The 17,556-nt window shown below is 71.7% G+C and carries 15 protein-coding genes and 1 pseudogene; 4 read left to right on the forward strand and 12 right to left on the reverse strand.

Annotation, left to right across the window (positions count from 1 at the left end):
• Nucleotides 1-45: 45 nt before the first annotated feature.
• From GA0070618_RS18005 to GA0070618_RS18035, 7 genes are all read right to left on the reverse strand, one after another.
• Nucleotides 46-1,494, reverse strand: a complete 1,449-nt coding sequence (locus GA0070618_RS18005; RefSeq protein ID WP_088982674.1) for an alpha-amylase — start codon at nt 1,492-1,494, stop codon at nt 46-48.
• Between the two features lie 357 nt (nt 1,495-1,851).
• Nucleotides 1,852-2,505 (reverse strand): hypothetical protein, encoded by a 654-nt coding sequence (locus tag GA0070618_RS18010; protein ID WP_088982675.1) that lies wholly within the window; start codon nt 2,503-2,505, stop codon nt 1,852-1,854.
• A 325-nt stretch (nt 2,506-2,830) separates the two neighbouring features.
• Nucleotides 2,831-4,195 carry an NAD(P)/FAD-dependent oxidoreductase gene (locus tag GA0070618_RS18015; protein ID WP_088982676.1) on the reverse strand — a complete coding sequence of 455 codons (1,365 nt, stop codon included), beginning with the start codon at nt 4,193-4,195 and terminating at the stop codon, nt 2,831-2,833.
• Complete coding sequence (locus GA0070618_RS18020; RefSeq protein WP_088982677.1) at nt 4,189-5,679, reverse strand: amino acid adenylation domain-containing protein; 1,491 nt, start codon at nt 5,677-5,679, stop codon at nt 4,189-4,191. The genes GA0070618_RS18015 and GA0070618_RS18020 overlap by 7 nt, the downstream gene beginning before the upstream one ends.
• A complete protein-coding gene (locus GA0070618_RS18025; RefSeq protein ID WP_088982678.1) occupies nt 5,669-6,820 on the reverse strand; it encodes an acyl-CoA dehydrogenase family protein in 1,152 nt (383 codons plus the stop codon). Before GA0070618_RS18025 ends, GA0070618_RS18020 begins: the two co-directional genes overlap by 11 nt.
• 25 nt (nt 6,821-6,845) lie before the next feature.
• Entirely contained in the window at nt 6,846-7,712 is an 867-nt protein-coding gene (locus tag GA0070618_RS18030; protein ID WP_088982679.1) for an SAM-dependent methyltransferase, read from the reverse strand.
• A complete protein-coding gene (locus GA0070618_RS18035) occupies nt 7,687-7,968 on the reverse strand; it encodes an acyl carrier protein (protein ID WP_088982680.1) in 282 nt (93 codons plus the stop codon). The genes GA0070618_RS18030 and GA0070618_RS18035 overlap by 26 nt, the downstream gene beginning before the upstream one ends.
• A gap of 325 nt (nt 7,969-8,293) precedes the next feature.
• On the opposite strand from GA0070618_RS18035, the gene GA0070618_RS18040 reads away from it, so the two are divergent.
• The 4 genes from GA0070618_RS18040 to GA0070618_RS18055 all read left to right on the forward strand — a co-directional run bounded on the left by GA0070618_RS18040 (nt 8,294) and on the right by GA0070618_RS18055 (nt 11,676).
• Nucleotides 8,294-9,310: a cytochrome P450 gene (locus GA0070618_RS18040; protein WP_157748953.1), complete on the forward strand. Its 1,017-nt coding sequence runs from the start codon at nt 8,294-8,296 to the stop codon at nt 9,308-9,310.
• Nucleotides 9,307-10,497 (forward strand): hypothetical protein, encoded by a 1,191-nt coding sequence (locus GA0070618_RS18045; protein WP_088982682.1) that lies wholly within the window; start codon nt 9,307-9,309, stop codon nt 10,495-10,497. The genes GA0070618_RS18040 and GA0070618_RS18045 overlap by 4 nt, the downstream gene beginning before the upstream one ends.
• Nucleotides 10,487-11,350 (forward strand): alpha/beta fold hydrolase, encoded by an 864-nt coding sequence (locus GA0070618_RS18050; protein WP_088982683.1) that lies wholly within the window; start codon nt 10,487-10,489, stop codon nt 11,348-11,350. Before GA0070618_RS18045 ends, GA0070618_RS18050 begins: the two co-directional genes overlap by 11 nt.
• A 104-nt stretch (nt 11,351-11,454) precedes the next feature.
• Nucleotides 11,455-11,676 carry a hypothetical protein gene (locus GA0070618_RS18055; RefSeq protein WP_094977931.1) on the forward strand — a complete coding sequence of 74 codons (222 nt, stop codon included), beginning with the start codon at nt 11,455-11,457 and terminating at the stop codon, nt 11,674-11,676.
• A 59-nt stretch (nt 11,677-11,735) separates the two neighbouring features.
• Here GA0070618_RS18055 and serS read toward each other — a convergent pair whose 3' ends face one another.
• From serS to GA0070618_RS34725, 5 genes and pseudogenes are all read right to left on the reverse strand, one after another.
• Entirely contained in the window at nt 11,736-13,025 is a 1,290-nt protein-coding gene (gene serS / locus GA0070618_RS18060) for a serine--tRNA ligase (protein WP_088982685.1), read from the reverse strand.
• A 204-nt stretch (nt 13,026-13,229) separates the two neighbouring features.
• The gene (locus GA0070618_RS18065) at nt 13,230-14,303 is read right to left on the reverse strand and encodes a DNA polymerase III subunit beta family protein (RefSeq protein WP_414467524.1); all 1,074 of its coding nucleotides are present in this window, start codon (nt 14,301-14,303) and stop codon (nt 13,230-13,232) included.
• 35 nt (nt 14,304-14,338) lie between these two features.
• Nucleotides 14,339-15,589: a saccharopine dehydrogenase family protein gene (locus GA0070618_RS18070; protein ID WP_088982686.1), complete on the reverse strand. Its 1,251-nt coding sequence runs from the start codon at nt 15,587-15,589 to the stop codon at nt 14,339-14,341.
• A gap of 84 nt (nt 15,590-15,673) precedes the next feature.
• Nucleotides 15,674-16,816, reverse strand: coding sequence for an alcohol dehydrogenase catalytic domain-containing protein (locus GA0070618_RS18075; protein ID WP_088985626.1), 1,143 nt, complete (start codon nt 16,814-16,816; stop codon nt 15,674-15,676).
• Nucleotides 16,817-17,088: 272 nt separating this feature from the next.
• A pseudogene (locus GA0070618_RS34725) lies at nt 17,089-17,421 on the reverse strand (SRPBCC family protein); the annotation flags it as partial.
• Nucleotides 17,422-17,556: the final 135 nt, after the last annotated feature.

Here is a 17,556-nt window from a genome sequence, read left to right on the forward strand (position 1 = left end):
GTCCCGGTGCTGCCGCACCGGGACGCTCGGGCGTTTCGGACGGTGCTACGCCAACCGGGCGCCCACGTGGATGGCGATGGCGTCGTGGGCCGGGACGTTCGCGGCGAACCAGCCGCCGGAGTCGACGGTGATCACCGGTCCGCTGCACGAGCCGTTGCTGAAGGTGCCGTGGATGACGTCGCAGTACCGGCCGGCGGGCAGGCCGGTCTGGTAGGTCCGGCCGTTGACCGCGAAGTCCTCGTCGTTGATCGTGATGAAGCCCTTGCCGGTCCGGCTGAACGCGATGTGCTGGTAGCCGTTGTCCCACCAGTTCGAGACGCCGGCCCCCTCGGTGGCGTTGCGGAACCCGACCATGTTGGCGATCACCGGCCAGCGGTGCTCGCACTCCCAGCCGGAGTAGCAGGTGGTGTTCAGGGTCTTGTTGCTGCCGTCCGAAGGCGGCCCGGCGTCGCGGTTGGTGAAGGTGTAGCTCGACATCACCGTCGGCGAGCCGTACGGCCAGGCCAGCATGAAGGCGTTGGCGAGGGCGTAGATGCCCCGGTCCTTGTAGGTCAGCACGCCGCCGACGTCCCGCTGGGTGTCGTGGTTGTCGACGAAGACCGACGCCACGCCGCTGGGCAGGTGCCCCCAGCCCTCGCCGAAGTTCTTCAGGTACGCCAACCGCTCGGAACGGAACACCCGGGCCAGGTCCTTGCCGTAGCGGAACTCGTGCACGTCCCCGTTGCCGGTGTACTCACCGGGTTGGACCGGCTCACCCGCGCCGTAGATGACCTCCTGCACGATGTATGCCGAGCGGGAGAGCTTGCTCTTGATCGCGGCGATGTCGGCGGCCGGCATGTGCTTGCTGGCGTCCATCCGGAAGCCGTCCACGCCGAGCGAGAGCAGGTCGTTGAGGTACGCCGCGAGCCGCGACCGGACGTACTCCGACTCGGTCTTCAGGTCGGCGAGGTTGACCAGCTCGCAGTTCTGCACCTCGTACCGGTCGCCGTAGTTGGCGATGTCGTTGTTGCCGTTGCGCCCGCAGTAGTGGAAGTCCTGCGACTGGTAGATGCCCGGGTAGGTGTAGTGCTGGTACGACGAGCCGGCCCAGCCGGTGCCGCCCGCGTCCTGGCCGGACATGTGGTTGACCACCGCGTCCACGATCACCTTGACCCCGGCGGCGTGGCAGGTGTTCACCATGGACTGGAACTGCGCGCGGGTGCCCTTGCGCGACTCGATGCGGTAGCTGACCGGCTGGTACGCCAGCCACCACTGGTTGCCCCGCACGTGCTCCTGCGGGGGCGAGACCTGGACGTAGCCGTAGCCCTTGGGGCCGAGCGTGCTGGTGCACTCGCTGGCCACCGAGGGCCAGTTCCACTCGAACAGGTTCGCGATGACCTTCTTGTTGCCGGACGGGGCCGCGGCGGCCGGGGGAGTTGCCACCGTGGCCGGTGCGAGCAGGCCGGCGAGCAGGCCCACGGCCAGCAGCGCCGTACGGCGTCGACGTCGAAGCATCCTCTACTCCTGACGGGGGTACGGGGGACGGGTGGTGGACGCGCCAGGACTGCGGTGCCGCTTCTTGCAGCGGCTCTGAAAGGTTTCGGAAATGTTACAAGCGCCTTGCAGGGGGCGTCAACGCATGGACGAACGTCTTTCTGCCTGTGTGGCGGCGGCAATCCTGCCTCGTCGCCAACAGTCGGCGGGCGGGGGCAGGGTGGACGTAGCGACGCTGTGGAACTGCCCCGTTCATACGCCCACCGGGATCCTGTCCGGTTGCCGTCCAGCCAGCAGCAGACCGCCGCAGGCACGCCAGCGCAGGGAAGCGAGTGGCCACCGGGACCCGTTGTCCCGAGGGCGGCACGTCGTGGTGGGTCAGCCTGCCGGCTCGACCTCGGCGATACGGGAGCGGAGGAGGTGCTCGGCCGCGTCCAGTTCGGTCCAGAGGTCGAACCATGCCCGGCTGCGGGCCCGGTCTCCCCGGTCGAGCCCGACCACCACGATGCTGTGGACCCCCCAGAGGACGTCATGACGCCCGGCCGGCGAGTCGACCCCGATCGCGAAGGGCGCAGCCAGGGCGGCACGAGTGAGGATCAGGCTTTCCGGGTCGTCCGGGGCTCGTCGACCAGCGGTCAGGAACCTCGGTTCGTCGGTGATCTTCATCCAGCGTACGGTTGCGCCCGGCACCTGCTGGTCGACGATCTCGGCAACTGATTCGCGAACGGCCGAGGCCGGATCGTCGCCGAGCCAATCCAGGAAGTGACCGGTGCTGACCAGCCGGGTGAAGTCGTCCTGCGGGGGGCCGTAGTTCGGATTGGGTTGGAATTCACCGGTGAGCCGGCCGTCGGCGTCCACCTTCCACACACCACGGACGGCCTCCGCCGGGACGAAGCCGTTCGGATCACTGATCAACGTGTGGTCGATCTCGGCGACCGAGCCCCCCGGATGCCGCGCTGCCTCGGCCGCCAGAGCGGCCGGCGGGTTCGACCGTCGATCGGGACCGGTGCCTGGCGCTGTGTGGGCGTTCATCGTCGCCAACCCGTCTGTCGCACGTATGGACACGTGAAACCTAAGCCACCCGTCAACTGCGTTCGTGCCGGGGCTCTCGACGAGCATCGCCCGCCTTCCAGCTCTCAAGGTAGACGAGGAGGTGCTCGTACCGGTCAGACGCGAGAACCGTGCCGCCGTCGCGGTGGCGGTACGCGGCAGCGCAGCGTCTCCGGACCGGCGTCCGAACCTTGGTTCCGTCGCAGAGATACCGCCGCGAGCCCAGTGAAAGTCAACGCCACAGGCGGCACCGCCTGGGACCCGGATGCGGTGAGTGGATGACCAGCCCCGCTCAACGTCTGTCGGGTCAGCGTGCTGCGGAGCCGTCCCGCCATGCCTGCGGCTGCAACGACCGGAGGCCGCTGTGCCAGGGATGGTTCGGGTTGCTCTCCACCAACGCCAACTTCTCTCTCATCTTGCCGAGCACCGCCGGCTCCTCGTCGTCGTCGAAGAAGTCGCCCTGAAGGAGCCGGATGAGATCGAGCCGATACTCGGGGTTGCGGATGTAGGAGCTGAACAACACGTTGAGCCGGTAGTAGAGCGTGATGAAGTTGCGCCACCACTGGGTGGCGTTGCGCGACTTGCGCTCGAACTCGGCGAACGCGGACCTGTCGAAACCGCGCGGTGCGGCGGCGATGATGTTGCTCGCGGCGAGCCGCGCGCTGCTGAGCGCGATGCCGACACCGCTGGAGAAGATCGGGTCCACGAACCGCGCGGCGTCGCCGACGAGCACCCAACCGTCGCCGCACAGTTCGCGCATCGAGTAGCTGTAGTCGCCCTCCGCGGTGTACGGGCGCAGTCGTCGGGCGGCGCGCAGGGCCTGTGCCAGGGGTGGCCGGGTGCTCACCCACGAGTCGAAGAACTTCTCCAGGTCGCCACCCGCCTCGCGCAGGCGGGCCTTCTCGGTGACGACGCCGACACTGGTCACGGTGTCCGAGATCGGGATCTGCCACATCCAGGATCCGGCGAAGGGAAGAAAGTGGATGATCGTGTAGTCGCCGATGCCGGTGGTGCCGCTCGCTGCCTCCCGGTCGAGGCCCTCGAACCAGGAGTGTACGGCGTACTGCTTGAACTCCGGATCGGCCACTTTGAGTTTGAGTTGACGGCCGAGCAGGGTGCCACGGCCGCTCGCGTCGACCACCATCGGCGCGTGCACCTCGGACGTCACGCCGTGCCGTCGGAAGGTCACGCGCTTGATCGGCCCGTCGAGGTCCACCCGCCCGACCCGGGCCTCCTGGAGCACCGTCGCGCCCAGTTCGGCGGCATGGTCCAGCAGCAACGTGTCGAAGCGGGCCCGGTCGACGTGATAGGTGTACTCGTGGAAGACCCCGGTCTGTTCGCGTTCGGCGAACCGGACGGCGACCTGCGGGATGGAGAAGTGGCGGCGGTAGCGCACCACGCCGTCGGCCGTCGGGGCGTCGTCCGCCGCGGCCGTCCACGCCGCGCCGTACTTCCGCGCGAATCCGGCCCGGTCGATCTTGTCCAGCACGCCGATCTCCTCGAGGGCGACCGTCGCTCTCGGCACCAGCGACTCGCCCACGTGCGGGCGGGGAAACCGGTCCCCCTCCAGGACGATGCAACGCAGACCAGCCTTCGCCAGGTACGACGCGGTGGTCGAGCCGGCGGGCCCACCTCCGATGACGCAGACGTCGTAGGTCTCGGCAGTCACCATCCGTCCCTCCCTGCAGTCGTGCGGTCCTCGACCAACGCACGGCGGTCGACCTTGCCGTTGGCCGTCCGGGGCAGCCGGTCGATCGTGCGGACACTGTCGGGAACGAGGTGCGGGGCCAGTCGCTGCGCGAGGAACGGCTTGACCTCACCCAGCGGCAGGGCGCGTCCGGAACGGGTGCGCACCCACGCGCGCAGGCGGGCCCGGTGACCGGATCCGGTGACCACGACCGTGGCCTCGACGACATCCGGGTGGGCGTGCAGCGCCGCCTCGATCTCGGCCGGTTCCACCCGGTAGCCCCGAACCTTGACCATGTGGTCTCGACGGCCGACGTACTCGAACGCGCCGTCGGAGAGTCGGCGCGCCACGTCGCCGGTGGCGTACGGGCCGTGCAGCGGCTCGGCGTTGAGGTAGCCGGTCATCAGCGTCGGCCCGGCGACCATCAGTTCGCCTTCCTCGCCGGGTTCGGCGATCGTCCCGTCCGGGCGGACGGCCCAGATCTCGTCGCCTGCGGCGGCGGTGCCGATCGGCACCGGCGTGGTGCGGTCGGCCGGGATCGCCCCGACGCGGTGGAAGGCGCAGACGTTGGTCTCGGTGGGGCCGTAGAAGTTGTAGAGGCCCAGGGAGGGCCAGCGCTGACGCAGCGCTCTGAGCTGTTCGACGGGGAACGTCTCGCCCGCGAACACGACGGTGCGCAGCGGCAGGCGGTCATGGTCGAGGAGACGTCCGAACTCCATCATCATCGTCAGCGCGGACGGTACCGAGTACCAGACCGTGATGGCGTGGTCGTCGATGAACCGCACCAGGTTCCGCGCCGGGGTGGACTCCGGGACCAGGTGCACGGAAGCGCCCGTTCGGAACGCCGCGTAGAGGTCGAACACCGAGAGGTCGAACTGCAACGGCGCGTGGTTGGCGAGGCGGTCGCCGCCGGTGACGCCGATTTCGTCCGCTGCCCAGTCGACGAACGCGGCTGCCGCGGAATGGCTCACGCATACGCCTTTGGGCATGCCGGTCGAGCCCGAGGTGTAGAGCACGTAGGCGAGGTCGACGTCAGGTGTCGACGGTCGTGGCGGTCGTGGCGCCGACCTGGAGTCCCACCGGGAGAGATCGTCGTGAACGATCAACGCGGGCGGTGACGCCATCCGCCCGGCGAGGTCGGTGGCCCGCCCGTCCGTCGTCACCACGGCGGCGGGTGCGCAGTCGCTGATCAGGGCCGCCGCCCGCAGTGCGGGAACACGCGGATCCACCGGGACGTAGGCCGCGCCCAGCCGCAGTACCGCCTGCGTGACCGCGACGCCGAACGCGGACTTCGGCAACCACAGGACGACGCGGTCACCCGCATCGACACCGAGCGCGCGCAGTCCGGCGGCGAGTTCGTCCGCGCGGGCGTTCAGCTCGCGATAGGTCAGGCATGCGTCCGGACCGCACACGGCCACCGCGTCGGGTGTCGCCGTGGCGGCGCGGAGGACGTGCTCCTCAAGTCTCATGGCGTAGCTGCGCCGCGATGACGTCGCGGTGGATCTCGGAGGTGCCGGAGAACAGCGACGCGGGCACCGCGTCCGCGATGGCCCGCTCGACGCCGGAACCGTCCACGATGCCCGCACCGCCGTGCAGGTGCACGGCGTCGAGCGCGTTGAGGGTGGCGGCCTCGCTGACGCCCAGCTTCGCGAGCGACACGTCGAGCGGACTGGCCGTTCCCTGGTCGCGTGCCCAGCAGGCGCGGTACAGCAGCAGACGGGCGCTTTCCAGACGTAGTTTCATGTCGGCGAGTCGGTGTGCGACGGCCTGGTGTCTGGCGAGCGGTTTACGGAACTGGCGACGCTCGCCGGTGTACGCGACGGTCCTGCGAAGTTGGCGGTCCATGGCACCGACGTAGGCGGCGAACAGGCAGGTGCGTTCCCATTCCATCGATCCGGTGAAGACGTCGCGCCCATCGCCCTCGCCGCCGAGCCGGTTCGCCGCCGGTACCGCCACACCATCGAGGTAGACCGGGGCGAGTGGCGAGGACGCGAGCCCGGTCTTCGGCAGCGGTGAGCCGACCGTCACCCCCGGTGTGTCGCGGTGGACGACGAACGCGCTGATGCCCAGGTAGCCGCTGCGGGGATCGGTGCTCGCGTACACCACGAACACGTCGGCCAGCGGAGCGTTGGTCACGTAGTTCTTCACGCCGTCGAGCACGTACCGGTCGCCGTCGCGTACGGCCGTGGCGCGCAGGGCGTAGACGTCGGACCCCGCCTCGGCCTCGGTTATCGCGTTGGCCGCGATCCACTCGCCCGACCCGAGCTTCGGCAGCACCTCGTCCCGTACGGAGTCGGTGCCGTGCGCCGCGATCGGCATCGCGCCCGCGAACAGGTGGGCGCAGGCTGAGAACACCAGCCCCATGTCCTCGTGTCCGCGGGCGAATGCCTCGATCGCGATGGCCGTGCTCAGCGAGTCGAGCCCGAGCCCACCCCAGCGTTCGGGGAGGCTGAGCCCGAGCAGGCCGATGTCTCCGCACCGTCGCCACTTCTGCCGGCTGAAGTACGGTCCGCCGCGGCGGTCGTGTTCGTCCGGAGCGTTGAGCGCGACGCCGAGTGCGTGGAAGTTGTCCGCGAGCAGACGTTGGTCGGGGTCCGGTGCGAAGTCCATGTGTCCTCGGCGGGGGTGCCCGGGATCAGGCCGGCAGACGTTCGGACGTGATCAGCACGTACTGCAGGACGTTGGACCGGTATCCGTCGAGGAACGCCCGCTCGACGCCGGTCCGGTGCTCGGAGTGGCTGCGCAGCTCCCAGTACGGGATCGTCTGGGCGTTGAGGACGGTGACCTGACTGGGCGAGAACCCGGCGGCGGACAACGCCGCGAGGTATTCACTGCGTTTGTGCATCCGGGTGCCGTAGTGCGTGTCCACCGCCTCGCAGTCCGCGCTCGTCGGCGCGATCGTGTCGTTGACGCAGTAGGTGACGCAGACGTAGCGACCGCCGGGACGCAGGACCCGGGCGAACTCGCCGAACGCGTCGGCCAGGTCGACGTACATGGTGGTCTCGTTGGTGAGGATCCGGTCGAAGTGGCCGTCCGGAAACCGCGTTCGGGTCATGTTCTGCAGGTGGAAGGCGACCTTGTCCGTGCAGCCGTGTCGGTCTGCCTGCTTCGTGGCGAAGTCGACCTGGTACTCCGACAGGGTGATGCCGTCCACCCAGCAGCCGAACCTGCGGTGCGCGCTGAACGAGCCACCGCCCCGGCCCGACCCGGCGTCGAGCAACCGGTCGTCCGGCTCCATGCCGCCGAGCGCGTCCAGCACGACGTCCATCTGTGCGCACTCCAGCCGGTGCAGTTCCCGGATGATGGCGGCTTCCCGGTCGGCGCCGCTGCCGGAGAGCACCGCAGGGTCGTATTCCCCGAGGCCGTAGTGGTGGTGGACCAGCCCGTCCTCGGCGCCGAGCAGAAGGTTGATCGGGTCGTTCAGTTTCTCGTTCCAGTAACGAGCAACCGACTTCTCGTAGTCGGTGACGATGGCTTCAGGTGTGGTGTCCGTTGTGCCCATGGTGGCCTCCGGGAAGCGTCGGGGAATGAGCGCGAATGAGTCCAGCCATGTTCTGGATGGTCTCCCACTTCGCGTGCGGCCAGTCGCTCAGGGTAATCGAATAGGTGCTCTCGATGAACGCGATGAGTTCTTCGACGTTGAGTGAGTCGATCAGCCGATGCTCCAGCAGCGGGGTGCGCTCGTCGAACGAGATGTCCTCGCCCTCCAGCAGCACGTCCGCGACGAAGCCGTGGATTGCCCGTTCGATGTCGTCCACTGCCTTGCCTTCCCTGGTGAGGGGGTTCCGTCATGATCCACGCCTTTGCGGGGGTGTGCAAGAGTCTGGCAAGCTCACGGCAGTTGTCGTCGGCGCAGGGCGGTGATGCGGCATGGATGCGGAATCGGGCCGGCCGCGAGCACCACGGCTGATGTCCATTTTTGATCCCTTTGACGCCACTTTCTACCCAACGGGCGGTGCGCATGCGGCGTGGCGCGCTCTGCGGCGGACCGAGCCGGTGCGTAAGGACGTCGCCCCCAACGGGACGGAGTGCTGGTCGTTTTTCCGCTATGCGGAATGTCACGCGATTCTGCGCGACGCGACGGTGTTCAGCTCCACGTCGGGCGCCGTGCTCACCTGTGTCGGCGCACCCGATCCAGCCGGCGGTCAGGCTCTGGCGCTCACCGACCCACCCCAGCACACGGCGCTGCGTCGGCCGTCCACCCGCGCGGTGGGGCCCGCTGCCGTCCGGGCGTGCGAGGCCGAGATCCGCGTGCGGGTGCGCCGGTTGCTGCGCCCGATGCTCGCCGGAGGCGTCCACGATCTGGCCACCACGCTGCGGCGGCTCCCGATGATCGCCGCCGGACCCTTGCTCGGGATACCCGAGGAACACTGGGACAACGCGGTCGAGGCCGCCCTCGCCACCATCGCGCCGGGCGATCCGTCCCACCAGGACGGAGACGAGAGCGAAACCGTCCTCCGCGCGAGTTCACGGCTCTTCGGGTCCATCAGGGCCTCGTTGACCACGTCACTGGCCCGACCGGAAACGCTCATCGGCGCTCTGTCGGCGACCTCCGTCGACGGCACCGCGCTGACCCGCCGCCGGATCATGCTGAACGTCCACAGCGCGCTGGTCGGCGGCAACACCGCCACGGTGAACGTCGCGCTCCACCTGTTGCTGCACCTCGCGCGCACTCCCGACCTGTGGCGGGCGGTCGTCGACGACCGGTCGGTGATTCCCGGGCTGGTCGACGAAGCGGCTCGCTGGACCACCCCCGCCCAGCAGTTGGTGCGTCGGGCCACCACGGACGTCGAACTCGGCGGGGTACGGCTGCGCGCGGGCGACTGGGTGGTGGCCTGGATCGCGTCGGCGAACCGGGACGAGTCCGTGTTCCCGTCGCCCGACCGGTTCGATCCCCGCCGCGCGCCCAACCCGCACCTCGCGTTCGGGCTCGGTCCCCACTTCTGCGTCGGCGCGGCGGCGGCACGCACCCTGCTGGCCGCCCTCGTCGACGAACTCGCCGACAGCGGCGTCCACTTCGCTCTCGCCGGCCCTCCGCGCCACCTCGTGTCGGCCGTGGTGAACGGGGTCGCCAGCCTGCCGATGAGGTTCACGCCATGACCACGACCTGCGGCGAGCACGCGGAGGCCGCCGTGCGGGGGCTGTGCCACGCGGCCGGCCTCGACCAACTCGCCGACCAGGCGGCGGCGGACGTCCGGCTCATGGGCGAGACGTGGCGACATCGCCCGCTCGACACCCCTCCGGCGTGGTCGACGCTCACCGCGGACAGCACACCGCTCGAACTCTCCGTCGTGCTCGGCGACGAGCCGCTCGGTCTGCGTGCCTCGGTCGAAACGCACGCCGAACCCGCGAACCCGGTGTCGTACTGGGAAAGCGCGCGCCGGTTGAACGCCCGTCTGAGCGCCACCCATGGTTTCGATCTGAGCAGGCTGCGGCGGATCGAGCACCTCGTGGCACCCCGACCGGCCGACCGCCCGCCCATGGCGGCGTTCCACACCCTCGGCTGGGTTCCCGGTCGACCGCCGAGCGGAAAGATCCACTTGTGGCTGGGCGGCCCCGACCCCGCCGACACGGCCGCGCGCGTCGACGCGGCACTGTCCGCGCTCGGTTTCCCCGGCCAGTGGCAGGTGATCGCCGGCGCGATGCACGACGACGACACGGTGTCCTACCTGTGTCTCGACCTCGCGACAGGACCGTCAGCCAGGACGAAGCTGTACGTGCAGCACCGCGGCGTCCTCACCCCGGAACGTCTCGCCCGCTGGGACCGGTTGGGACCGCGCGCCGACCTCGGAGACGGGCCAACGATGGCCGCGATCGCAAGCCGCGCCTGGGCGCGATCCGCGTGGGCGCCGGGGACACCGTCGCGGACCCGGCTCGAATGGCGCTCCAACCACCGCCGCTTCTGGTCGTACGGCACCTACGTCTCGCTCGTACCCGGCGGCGCACGTCCGATCGAGTCGGTGATGCACCAGTTCGGGCTGACCCCGCGCTGCCGGTCCGACGCGGAGGCGCAGTGGATGATCCGCGAGGTCCTCGACGCCTACGACGTGTCGGCGCGCAGCCGCGACGCCTACGAGCGCTGCGCGCGGTTCTTCATGGGCGGCGAGGCGGACAGGGAGATGTACGCGCACTCGTTCCTCAGCGCGCAGCGCTCCGCCCACGGACCCGCGCGGATCGCGGTGTACTTCAACCCACGGATGTACTTCCGGCGGCACGGCCTCACCAACGGTGATCTCGCGCGGGCGGGGCAGTTCCAGACCTACGGCGGGGACGACGGTGGCCGCTGACCGTTCCGGAACATTCCGGGGCGACGGCGCGGACTTCTACCACGTCGTGCGCGGTGCCGGCCCGCCCCTCATGCTGCTGCCCAGCGGCGGTGGTGACGCGCACTCCGCCGATCTGCTCGCCACCCGGCTCGCCGAGACCCACACCGTCCTGACCTACGACCGGCGGGGCCAGACCCGCACCGTGGTGGACGACCCGGGGCGCCCGGTGTCCCTCCAGCGGCATGCCGAGGATGCCGCCACGCTGGCCGACCACGTCTTCGGCGAGACCCCCGTCCGCGTGTTCGGGTGCAGCACCGGTGCGGTCATCGGCCTGGAACTCGCGCGGCGCCGGCCGCAGTGGGTGAGTGTCCTCGTCGCCCACGAACCCCCGCTGCGGTCGCTCGCCACCGCGTCCGAGCGCGCCAGGTACGACAGGTTGCACCGCGACGCTCGCCGGGTCCACGCGGAGTCGGGCTGGCAGGCGGCGCTCAAGATCCTGCGGGCCGGCTTCGGAGACCCCTCCCACGATCCACGCGACCACGAGGACGAGGTGGTGTGGGAGCCGCCCAGCAGTCGGACTGTCGCGAACATCAACGCCTTCCTCACCGGCGAGGCGCGCGCGACGTGGGAATACCAGGTCAGCGCCGCTGGCTGGGCGGCGCTACGCGCGGGTGCCACGACGATCGTGCCCGCCACCGGCCGGGCGACCGACACCTTCCCCAGCCGCTCCGCGGCCAGGCTCGCGGCGGTGCTCGGCGAACACCTGGCCGACCTGCCCGGTGGCCACGAGGGGTACCGGACACACCCTGCGGCGTTCGGCGCGGCGTTGCATGCTCTGTTCACCGGCGCACGGGCACGTCGGGTGACGCACTGACGGCACCCGAGCACGAGGCAGGCGTGGGCCACCAGAGCGGCACCCGTGATGTGGGCCGATCGGACCGGACCGGGCCCGTGGGGTGACGCTCTACCGTGGACCTCATGAATCTGCGGTACACCCGAAGTGAGGGTCTCCGGGCGATGGGCGGCTTCTCCCTCGGGGTGGGCCTGCTCATCTCCCTGCTGAACCTGGGCACGAACCCGCAGCCCGGCGGATTGGTCCTGGCGGGCCTGCTGGTCCTCACCGGACTGGGACTCCGTCTCGAAGCGGCCATGGTCGAACCGCGTGACCAGCGACGCCCCGATCCGCCGATCGGCTGGTAGCCGAAAGGTCCCCCGCGAGGAACGCTCGCGGGGGACCTTTCGATGTCGTACTCGGCCGGTCAGCGACCCGGGGGGACGAGGCGGTCGGTGCCGAGGCGGTCGCGGAGCACCTCCGGCACCAGCACCGAGCCGTCGGGCTGCTGGAACTGCTCCAGGATCGCCGGGAAGAGTCGGCTGGTGGCCAGCGCCGACCCGTTCAGCGTGTGCACGAAGCGGGTCTGCTTGCCGCCCGGCTCCTTGTACCGGATGGCCGCTCGGCGGGCCTGGTAGTCACCGGCCCAGGAGACCGAGGAGACCTCCTTGTACTTGCCGGTGCTCGGCATCCACACCTCGATGTCGAGGGTCTTCCGCATGGACGCGCTGGCGTCCCCGGCGGAGAGCAGGCTGCGCTGGTAGTGCAACCCCAACCCCTCGACCAGGCTCTCCGCGTGGGCGAGCATCTCCTCCAGCGCCGCGTCGGCCTGCTCGGGCAGGGTGAACTGGAAGATCTCCACCTTGTTGAACTGGTGGCCCCGGACGGTGCCGCGCTCGTCGGAGTGCGAACCGGCCGACTCCCGCCGGTAGCAGGGGGTGTACGCGAACGCCTTCAGCGGCAGCTTCGCCGGGTCGAGGATCTCGTCCTGGTACGCGCCGAGGATCGCCGTCTCCGACGTCGGCAGCAGGAACTGCCCACGCGGGGCGGACTCCCGGTCGAGGTGGTAGACGTCGTCGTAGAACTTGGGGAACTGCCCGGCGGCGAACCCGGCGCTGTGCAGCAGCAGGTGCGGCGGGAGGAGGAATTCGTACCCGGCGGCGACGTGCCGGTCGACGAACCAGTTGAGCAGCGCCCACTCCAGCCGGGCCCCCATACCGGTGTACATCCAGAAGCCGGAGCCGCCGAGCTTGACGCCGCGCTCGTGGTCGACCAGACCGAGGGCGCGGGACAGCTCCACGTGGTCGCGGACCTTCTCGATCGTCGGCGGCTCGCCGAAGACCTTGACCACCCGGTTGGCCTCCTTGCCGCCGGGGACCACGTCGTCGGCGGGAAGGTTCGGCAGCTCGCTCATGCTGGTGCGCAGCCGGGACTGCACCTCGTCCAGCTCGGCCTCCAGCTCGGCGAGCTGCTTACGCCCCGCCTCCGGGGCGGAGACCTCGGGCTCGGTGCCGGCGCGCTTGGCCGCCGCGTACGCCCGCGCCTCCGCCTTGCGGCGCTGCCGCTCGGCGTCGATGGCGCTGATCAGGGCGCGTCGGTCCTGGTCGAGCTGCTGGATCTCGTCAAGGGCACGCGTGACCTCGGCCGGATCGAGCCGCTTGGCCAGCGCGGACGCGACCGCCTCCCGATCCTTCCGGATCAACTCCATGTCGAGCATGCTGCTCCGTACGCTCCGTCCGGGCCGTCGGGTGGGACCACCAGATGCTACCGTCGCGCCCCCGCCGGCCGGGCGCGCCCTCGCCACGCCCGGCCGACGGCCCGTCGCCCCCGCTGCGGCCGACGGCCCGCCGCCCCCGTCCGGCGACACCGGGGCATCACGCCGGCAGGAAGCCCCGATATCGCCGAAACCGCAGGGGGACGGTCAGAGCCGGATCGGCATCAGCAGGGAGTAGGTCAGCTCGTCGTCCGGGCGGCGCACGACCAGCGGGGTGATCGGGCCGTCCAGCTCCAGCACGAGCTGCCCCCGGTCCGCCGCGTCGAGGGCGTCGAGCAGGAACTCCCGGTTCACCCCGACCCGCAGGTCGTCCCCGGCCGGGACGTCCTCGCCGACCACGTTCAGGGCACCCCGGTCGTCCAGGCTGAGCACGGTCACCTCGTACCGGATGCCGTCGTGCTCGCGCCGCACGGTGGGCGCACCGCCCAGCGTGGTCCGCAGCGCCGGCACGTCCACCGTCGCCCGGCGGGCCGGCGTGGCGGCGACCCGGTCGCGCAGCAGCCGCCGGTGGTCGGGGTAGTCGACGTCGACGGCCGGGCCGGTGACCCGCTCGTCGCCGACCGCGGCGGTGATCCCGTCGGCGTCCACGGTCACGGACACGTCCCCGGCCGGTGCGGCGACGAGCAGTTCCCGGATCCGGTCGGCGACGTCCACCGGCACCGGCACCCGCACCGGCGGGCCGGTGACGGCGGCGGGCGCACCGGCCACCGCCAGCCGGAACCGGTCGGTGGCGACCAGGGTCACCGTGTCGGGGCCCACGTCGACCAGGACGGTGGCGAGCTGCGGCAGCTCCGGGTCGGAGCCGACGGCGAAGCGGACCGCGTCGAACGCGGCGGCCAGGGCGGTACGGGGCAGGGTGAGTCGGGTGGTCATGACGGTCTCCTCGGAATCGAGTAGGGCACGGATCCGGGAGAGTTCACGGCGGGCGTCGGCGAGCCCGTCCTCCAGTCGGCGCAGGTGCGCGTCGAGCAGCCCGTGCACCACCGCCGGTTCGGCGGTGGCGACGGCGGCGGTGACGCCGGCCAGCGGCATCCCCACCCGGCGCAGCCCGGCGACCAGCCGCGCGGCGCGCACCTGGTCGAGCGTGTACCAGCGGTAACCGGTGTGCGCGTCCACCCACGCCGGCACCAGCACCCGGGCCCGGTCGTAGAAGCGCAGCGCGCTCACCGTCAGGCCACTGGCCCGGGCCAGCTCGCCGATGCTGAGCAGTTCCCTCTCCACGGGCACCGATGCTGGTCCCTCGACCTGGTCGAGGGTCAACCCGTCCCGCCGGCCGGCGCGGCACCGCCGGCCGACGCGGGGCCGTCGCCGCCCGTACCGCCGACCGCTGCCGCCTCGTCGACGACCCGGAAGGTGATCCCGGCCCGGACCAGGCGCTCCAGCAGCGCGTCCCCCATCGCGGTCACCGGGGTCACCTGGCCGGCGGTGGCCGGCAGGTCGTCGTACGCCAGGCAGAGCGCCGACTCGGCGAGCATCTTGGCGGTCTCGTCGTACCCGGGGTCGCCGCCGGCGACCTCGGTGACCACCCGTCGCCCGCCGCCGGTGCCCACGAACCGCACCCGGAACCACGACTTCGCCCGCTGCTCGGGCGTCGGCCCCTGCCCGGCGGCGAGCCGCCCGTGCAGCCACCGCCGCGTCGGCGGTACCTTCACCAGCCCCGCCACCGCGCCGAGACCGACCGCGCCGGCCAGCACGGTGGGCAGCCGCTTCACCGCCGCGAAGTGGCGGTAGGTGAAATCCGGGCCGTACTCGGGCCGGGCCGCCGCCGACCGGCGGACCACCTGCGGATCGATGGTGGGCAGCGGCACCACCCAGAAGCCCAGGTCCGTACGACGACCGACCTTCCCCGGTACGGCTCGGACCCGGCGACCCTCGGGCCTGGGCTCGGCGGCCCGGCGCTCCCGCGCCGTGCGGCTCATCTGCGCGGACCGCTCGAACGCGGTCAGCGCCGAGTGGTACGTCCCGGCGGAGAACCTCCCGCCGGCCCGGACGAACCCGTCGACGGCGACCGGCCCGTCCGTGGGCAGGTGCTTGAGGGTGAACCAGACCCCCAGGTCGTACGGGATCGAGTCGAAGCCGCAGGTGTGCACCAGTCGCGCCCCGGTCCGCTCGGCCTCCGCGTGGTGACGCAGGTACGTCAGGTCGACGAACTCCGGCTCGCCGGTGATGTCCACGTAGTCGGTGCCGGCGCGGGCGCACGCGGCGACCAGCGGCTCCCCGTACCGCAGATAAGGGCCGACGGTGGTGGCCACCACCCGGCTGCTCTCCGCGACCGCGCGCAGCGACTCCGGATCGGTCACGTCGGCGGTCAGCAACGGCAGCCCGGCCAGCGCCGGGTCGACGGCGGCGAGTCGGTCGCGTACCCCGGCCAGCTTCTCCGGGTTACGCCCGGCCAGCGCCCAGCGGAGCCCGGCCGGGGCGGTACGGGCCAGGTACGCGGCGGTCAGCGCGCCGGTGAAGCCGGTCGCGCCGAACAGGACGAGGTCGTACGGGCGGGGATCGGACACCTGACGAGTCTCCCACCCGGCTGGGCTGGTAGCAGGGGTCCCCTGTTACCGCTTTTTGCGTAGCAGGGGACCCCTGCAACCACCTCAGTCGGGGGTGAACAGGACGCGGACGCAGCCGTCCGTCCGGTCGCGGAACAGGGCGTACCCCTCCGGTCCCCGGTCCAGCGGGAACCGGTGCGTGGCCAGGTGCTCGGTGCGCAGCTCGTCCCGGGCCATCTGCTCCAGCAGGGTCGGGATGTGCCGGGGGCCGTGTGGGCGGGTGCCCCGCATGGTCAGCTCCTTCTGCACCACCGCGCCGACCGGGAAGGCGTCCACGAAGTCGGTGACGTCGCCCAGGACGACCACGGTGCCGCCCTTACGGCAGGCGTGCACCGCCTCCCGCAACGCCAACGGGGTACGGGAGGCGCGGCGCAGCCGCTCGGCCAGTGACCGGGAGCCACCCACCGCGCCGGCCGCCTCGACGCACACGTCCGGGCCCCGCCCGCCGCTGCGTTCCCGCAGCTCGGCGGTGACGTCGGCGCGCTGGTAGTGCACCGTCTCCGCGCCGGTGTGCCGTTCGACCATGCGGAGCCGCTCGTCGTACCGGTCGACGACGACGACCCGCGCCGCGCCGTGCAGCACCGCCGCCTGGGCGACCAACTGCCCGACCGCGCCCGCGCCCCAGACCGCGACCACGTCTCCCGGGCACACCCCGCCGACGTCCACTCCCGTCCAGCCGGCCGGTGCGGCGTCCGAGGCGAACACCGCCCGCTCGTCGGAAACCCCGTCCGGCACAGTGAACGCTCCGACGTCGGCGTACGGCACCCGCACGTACTCGGCGTGACCGCCGGCGAAGCCGCCACCGGCCGACGGATGGCCGTAGCAGGCGGCCGGCGCCTGCCCCCAGGCCAGCTCGTCGGCGGTCGGGTCGACGCTGCCGTTGTCGCAGCAGGAGTGCTGCCCCTGCTGGCAGTACCGGCACCGGCCGCAGGCCACCACCGAGGCGACCACCACCCGGTCGCCGACCCGGTGCCGGCGTACCCGGGGACCCACCTCCACCACCTCGCCGAGGAACTCGTGCCCGAGCACGTCTCCGGGGCCGAACGCGCCGCCGTCGATCAGGTGGAGGTCGGTGCCGCAGGTGGTGCTGCACCGTACCCGCACGATGGCGTCGTGCCCGTTGCGCAGCTCCGGGTCGGGCACCTCGGCGACGGTCAGCCGGTCGCCCTGCCAGCACAGCGCCCTCACCCGGGCACCGCCCGCCGCCCTGGCCCGCCCCACCGGGGGAGCCAACCGCGCCAACCTGGCGGGCGGTCCGGCCCAGGCCCGCCCCACCGGGGGAGCCAACCGCACCAACCCGGCGGGCGGTCCGGTCCAGGCAGGTCCCGGCGGCGGAGCCAACTGCGCCAACGCGGCGGGCGGTCCGGCCCAGGCCGGTCCCGGCGGTGCCGACCCGGCGCTCGGCCCGGTCCAGGTCCACGGATCTCGGCGGAGCGTTCCCCGTCCGGCCGGGCGCGGAGCCGTTCGGTCCAGGGCCGGTCCGGCCGGAGCGGCTCGCCGGTCTCGGCGAGCTGGCGTACCTCGCGCAGCGCGGCCCGAAGCACCTGGTCCGGGTCGTCGCCGACCAGGTGCGCGGCCATCCCGGCGAAGCGGCCGTCCGGCGCGCGTGCGGCCAGTTCGGTGCCCCGGTCACCCGGGGCCGGACGCAACCGCACCTGCACCCCGTCACCGAGCCGGGCCAGCGGTTCCGGTAGCCGCCCACCGGGCAGCACCTCGCCCGCCGGGCGGCCCACGGTCACCACCTGCCAACGCCCGACCGGCCTCGGCCGCCTCGCGCGTACCACGGTCGTCACCGCCTTCCGTCCACCTCGCCGGTTGCCACCCCGCCGGCTGCCACCCCGCACCCTGCCGACGGGTCGGGTGAAGCCGGTTCCCCCGGAAGGGGTGAACCGCGTGAGGCCGGGTAACCGCCGCCCGCGACCGGGGAC

This window comes from Micromonospora echinospora, from assembly GCF_900091495.1.
Classification (GTDB): domain Bacteria; phylum Actinomycetota; class Actinomycetes; order Mycobacteriales; family Micromonosporaceae; genus Micromonospora; species Micromonospora echinospora.

What these genes read in the sequence shown, in the direction of transcription:
- GA0070618_RS18005 (WP_088982674.1), bottom strand. Translation starts at nt 1,494, where the DNA reads ATGCTTCGACGTCGACGCCGTACGGCGCTGCTGGCCGTGGGCCTGCTC.
- GA0070618_RS18010 (WP_088982675.1), bottom strand. Translation starts at nt 2,505, where the DNA reads ATGAACGCCCACACAGCGCCAGGCACCGGTCCCGATCGACGGTCGAAC.
- GA0070618_RS18015 (WP_088982676.1), bottom strand. Translation starts at nt 4,195, where the DNA reads ATGGTGACTGCCGAGACCTACGACGTCTGCGTCATCGGAGGTGGGCCC.
- GA0070618_RS18020 (WP_088982677.1), bottom strand. Translation starts at nt 5,679, where the DNA reads ATGAGACTTGAGGAGCACGTCCTCCGCGCCGCCACGGCGACACCCGAC.
- GA0070618_RS18025 (WP_088982678.1), bottom strand. Translation starts at nt 6,820, where the DNA reads ATGGACTTCGCACCGGACCCCGACCAACGTCTGCTCGCGGACAACTTC.
- GA0070618_RS18030 (WP_088982679.1), bottom strand. Translation starts at nt 7,712, where the DNA reads ATGGGCACAACGGACACCACACCTGAAGCCATCGTCACCGACTACGAG.
- GA0070618_RS18045 (WP_088982682.1), top strand. Translation starts at nt 9,307, where the DNA reads ATGACCACGACCTGCGGCGAGCACGCGGAGGCCGCCGTGCGGGGGCTG.
- GA0070618_RS18055 (WP_094977931.1), top strand. Translation starts at nt 11,455, where the DNA reads ATGAATCTGCGGTACACCCGAAGTGAGGGTCTCCGGGCGATGGGCGGC.
- serS (WP_088982685.1), bottom strand. Translation starts at nt 13,025, where the DNA reads ATGCTCGACATGGAGTTGATCCGGAAGGATCGGGAGGCGGTCGCGTCC.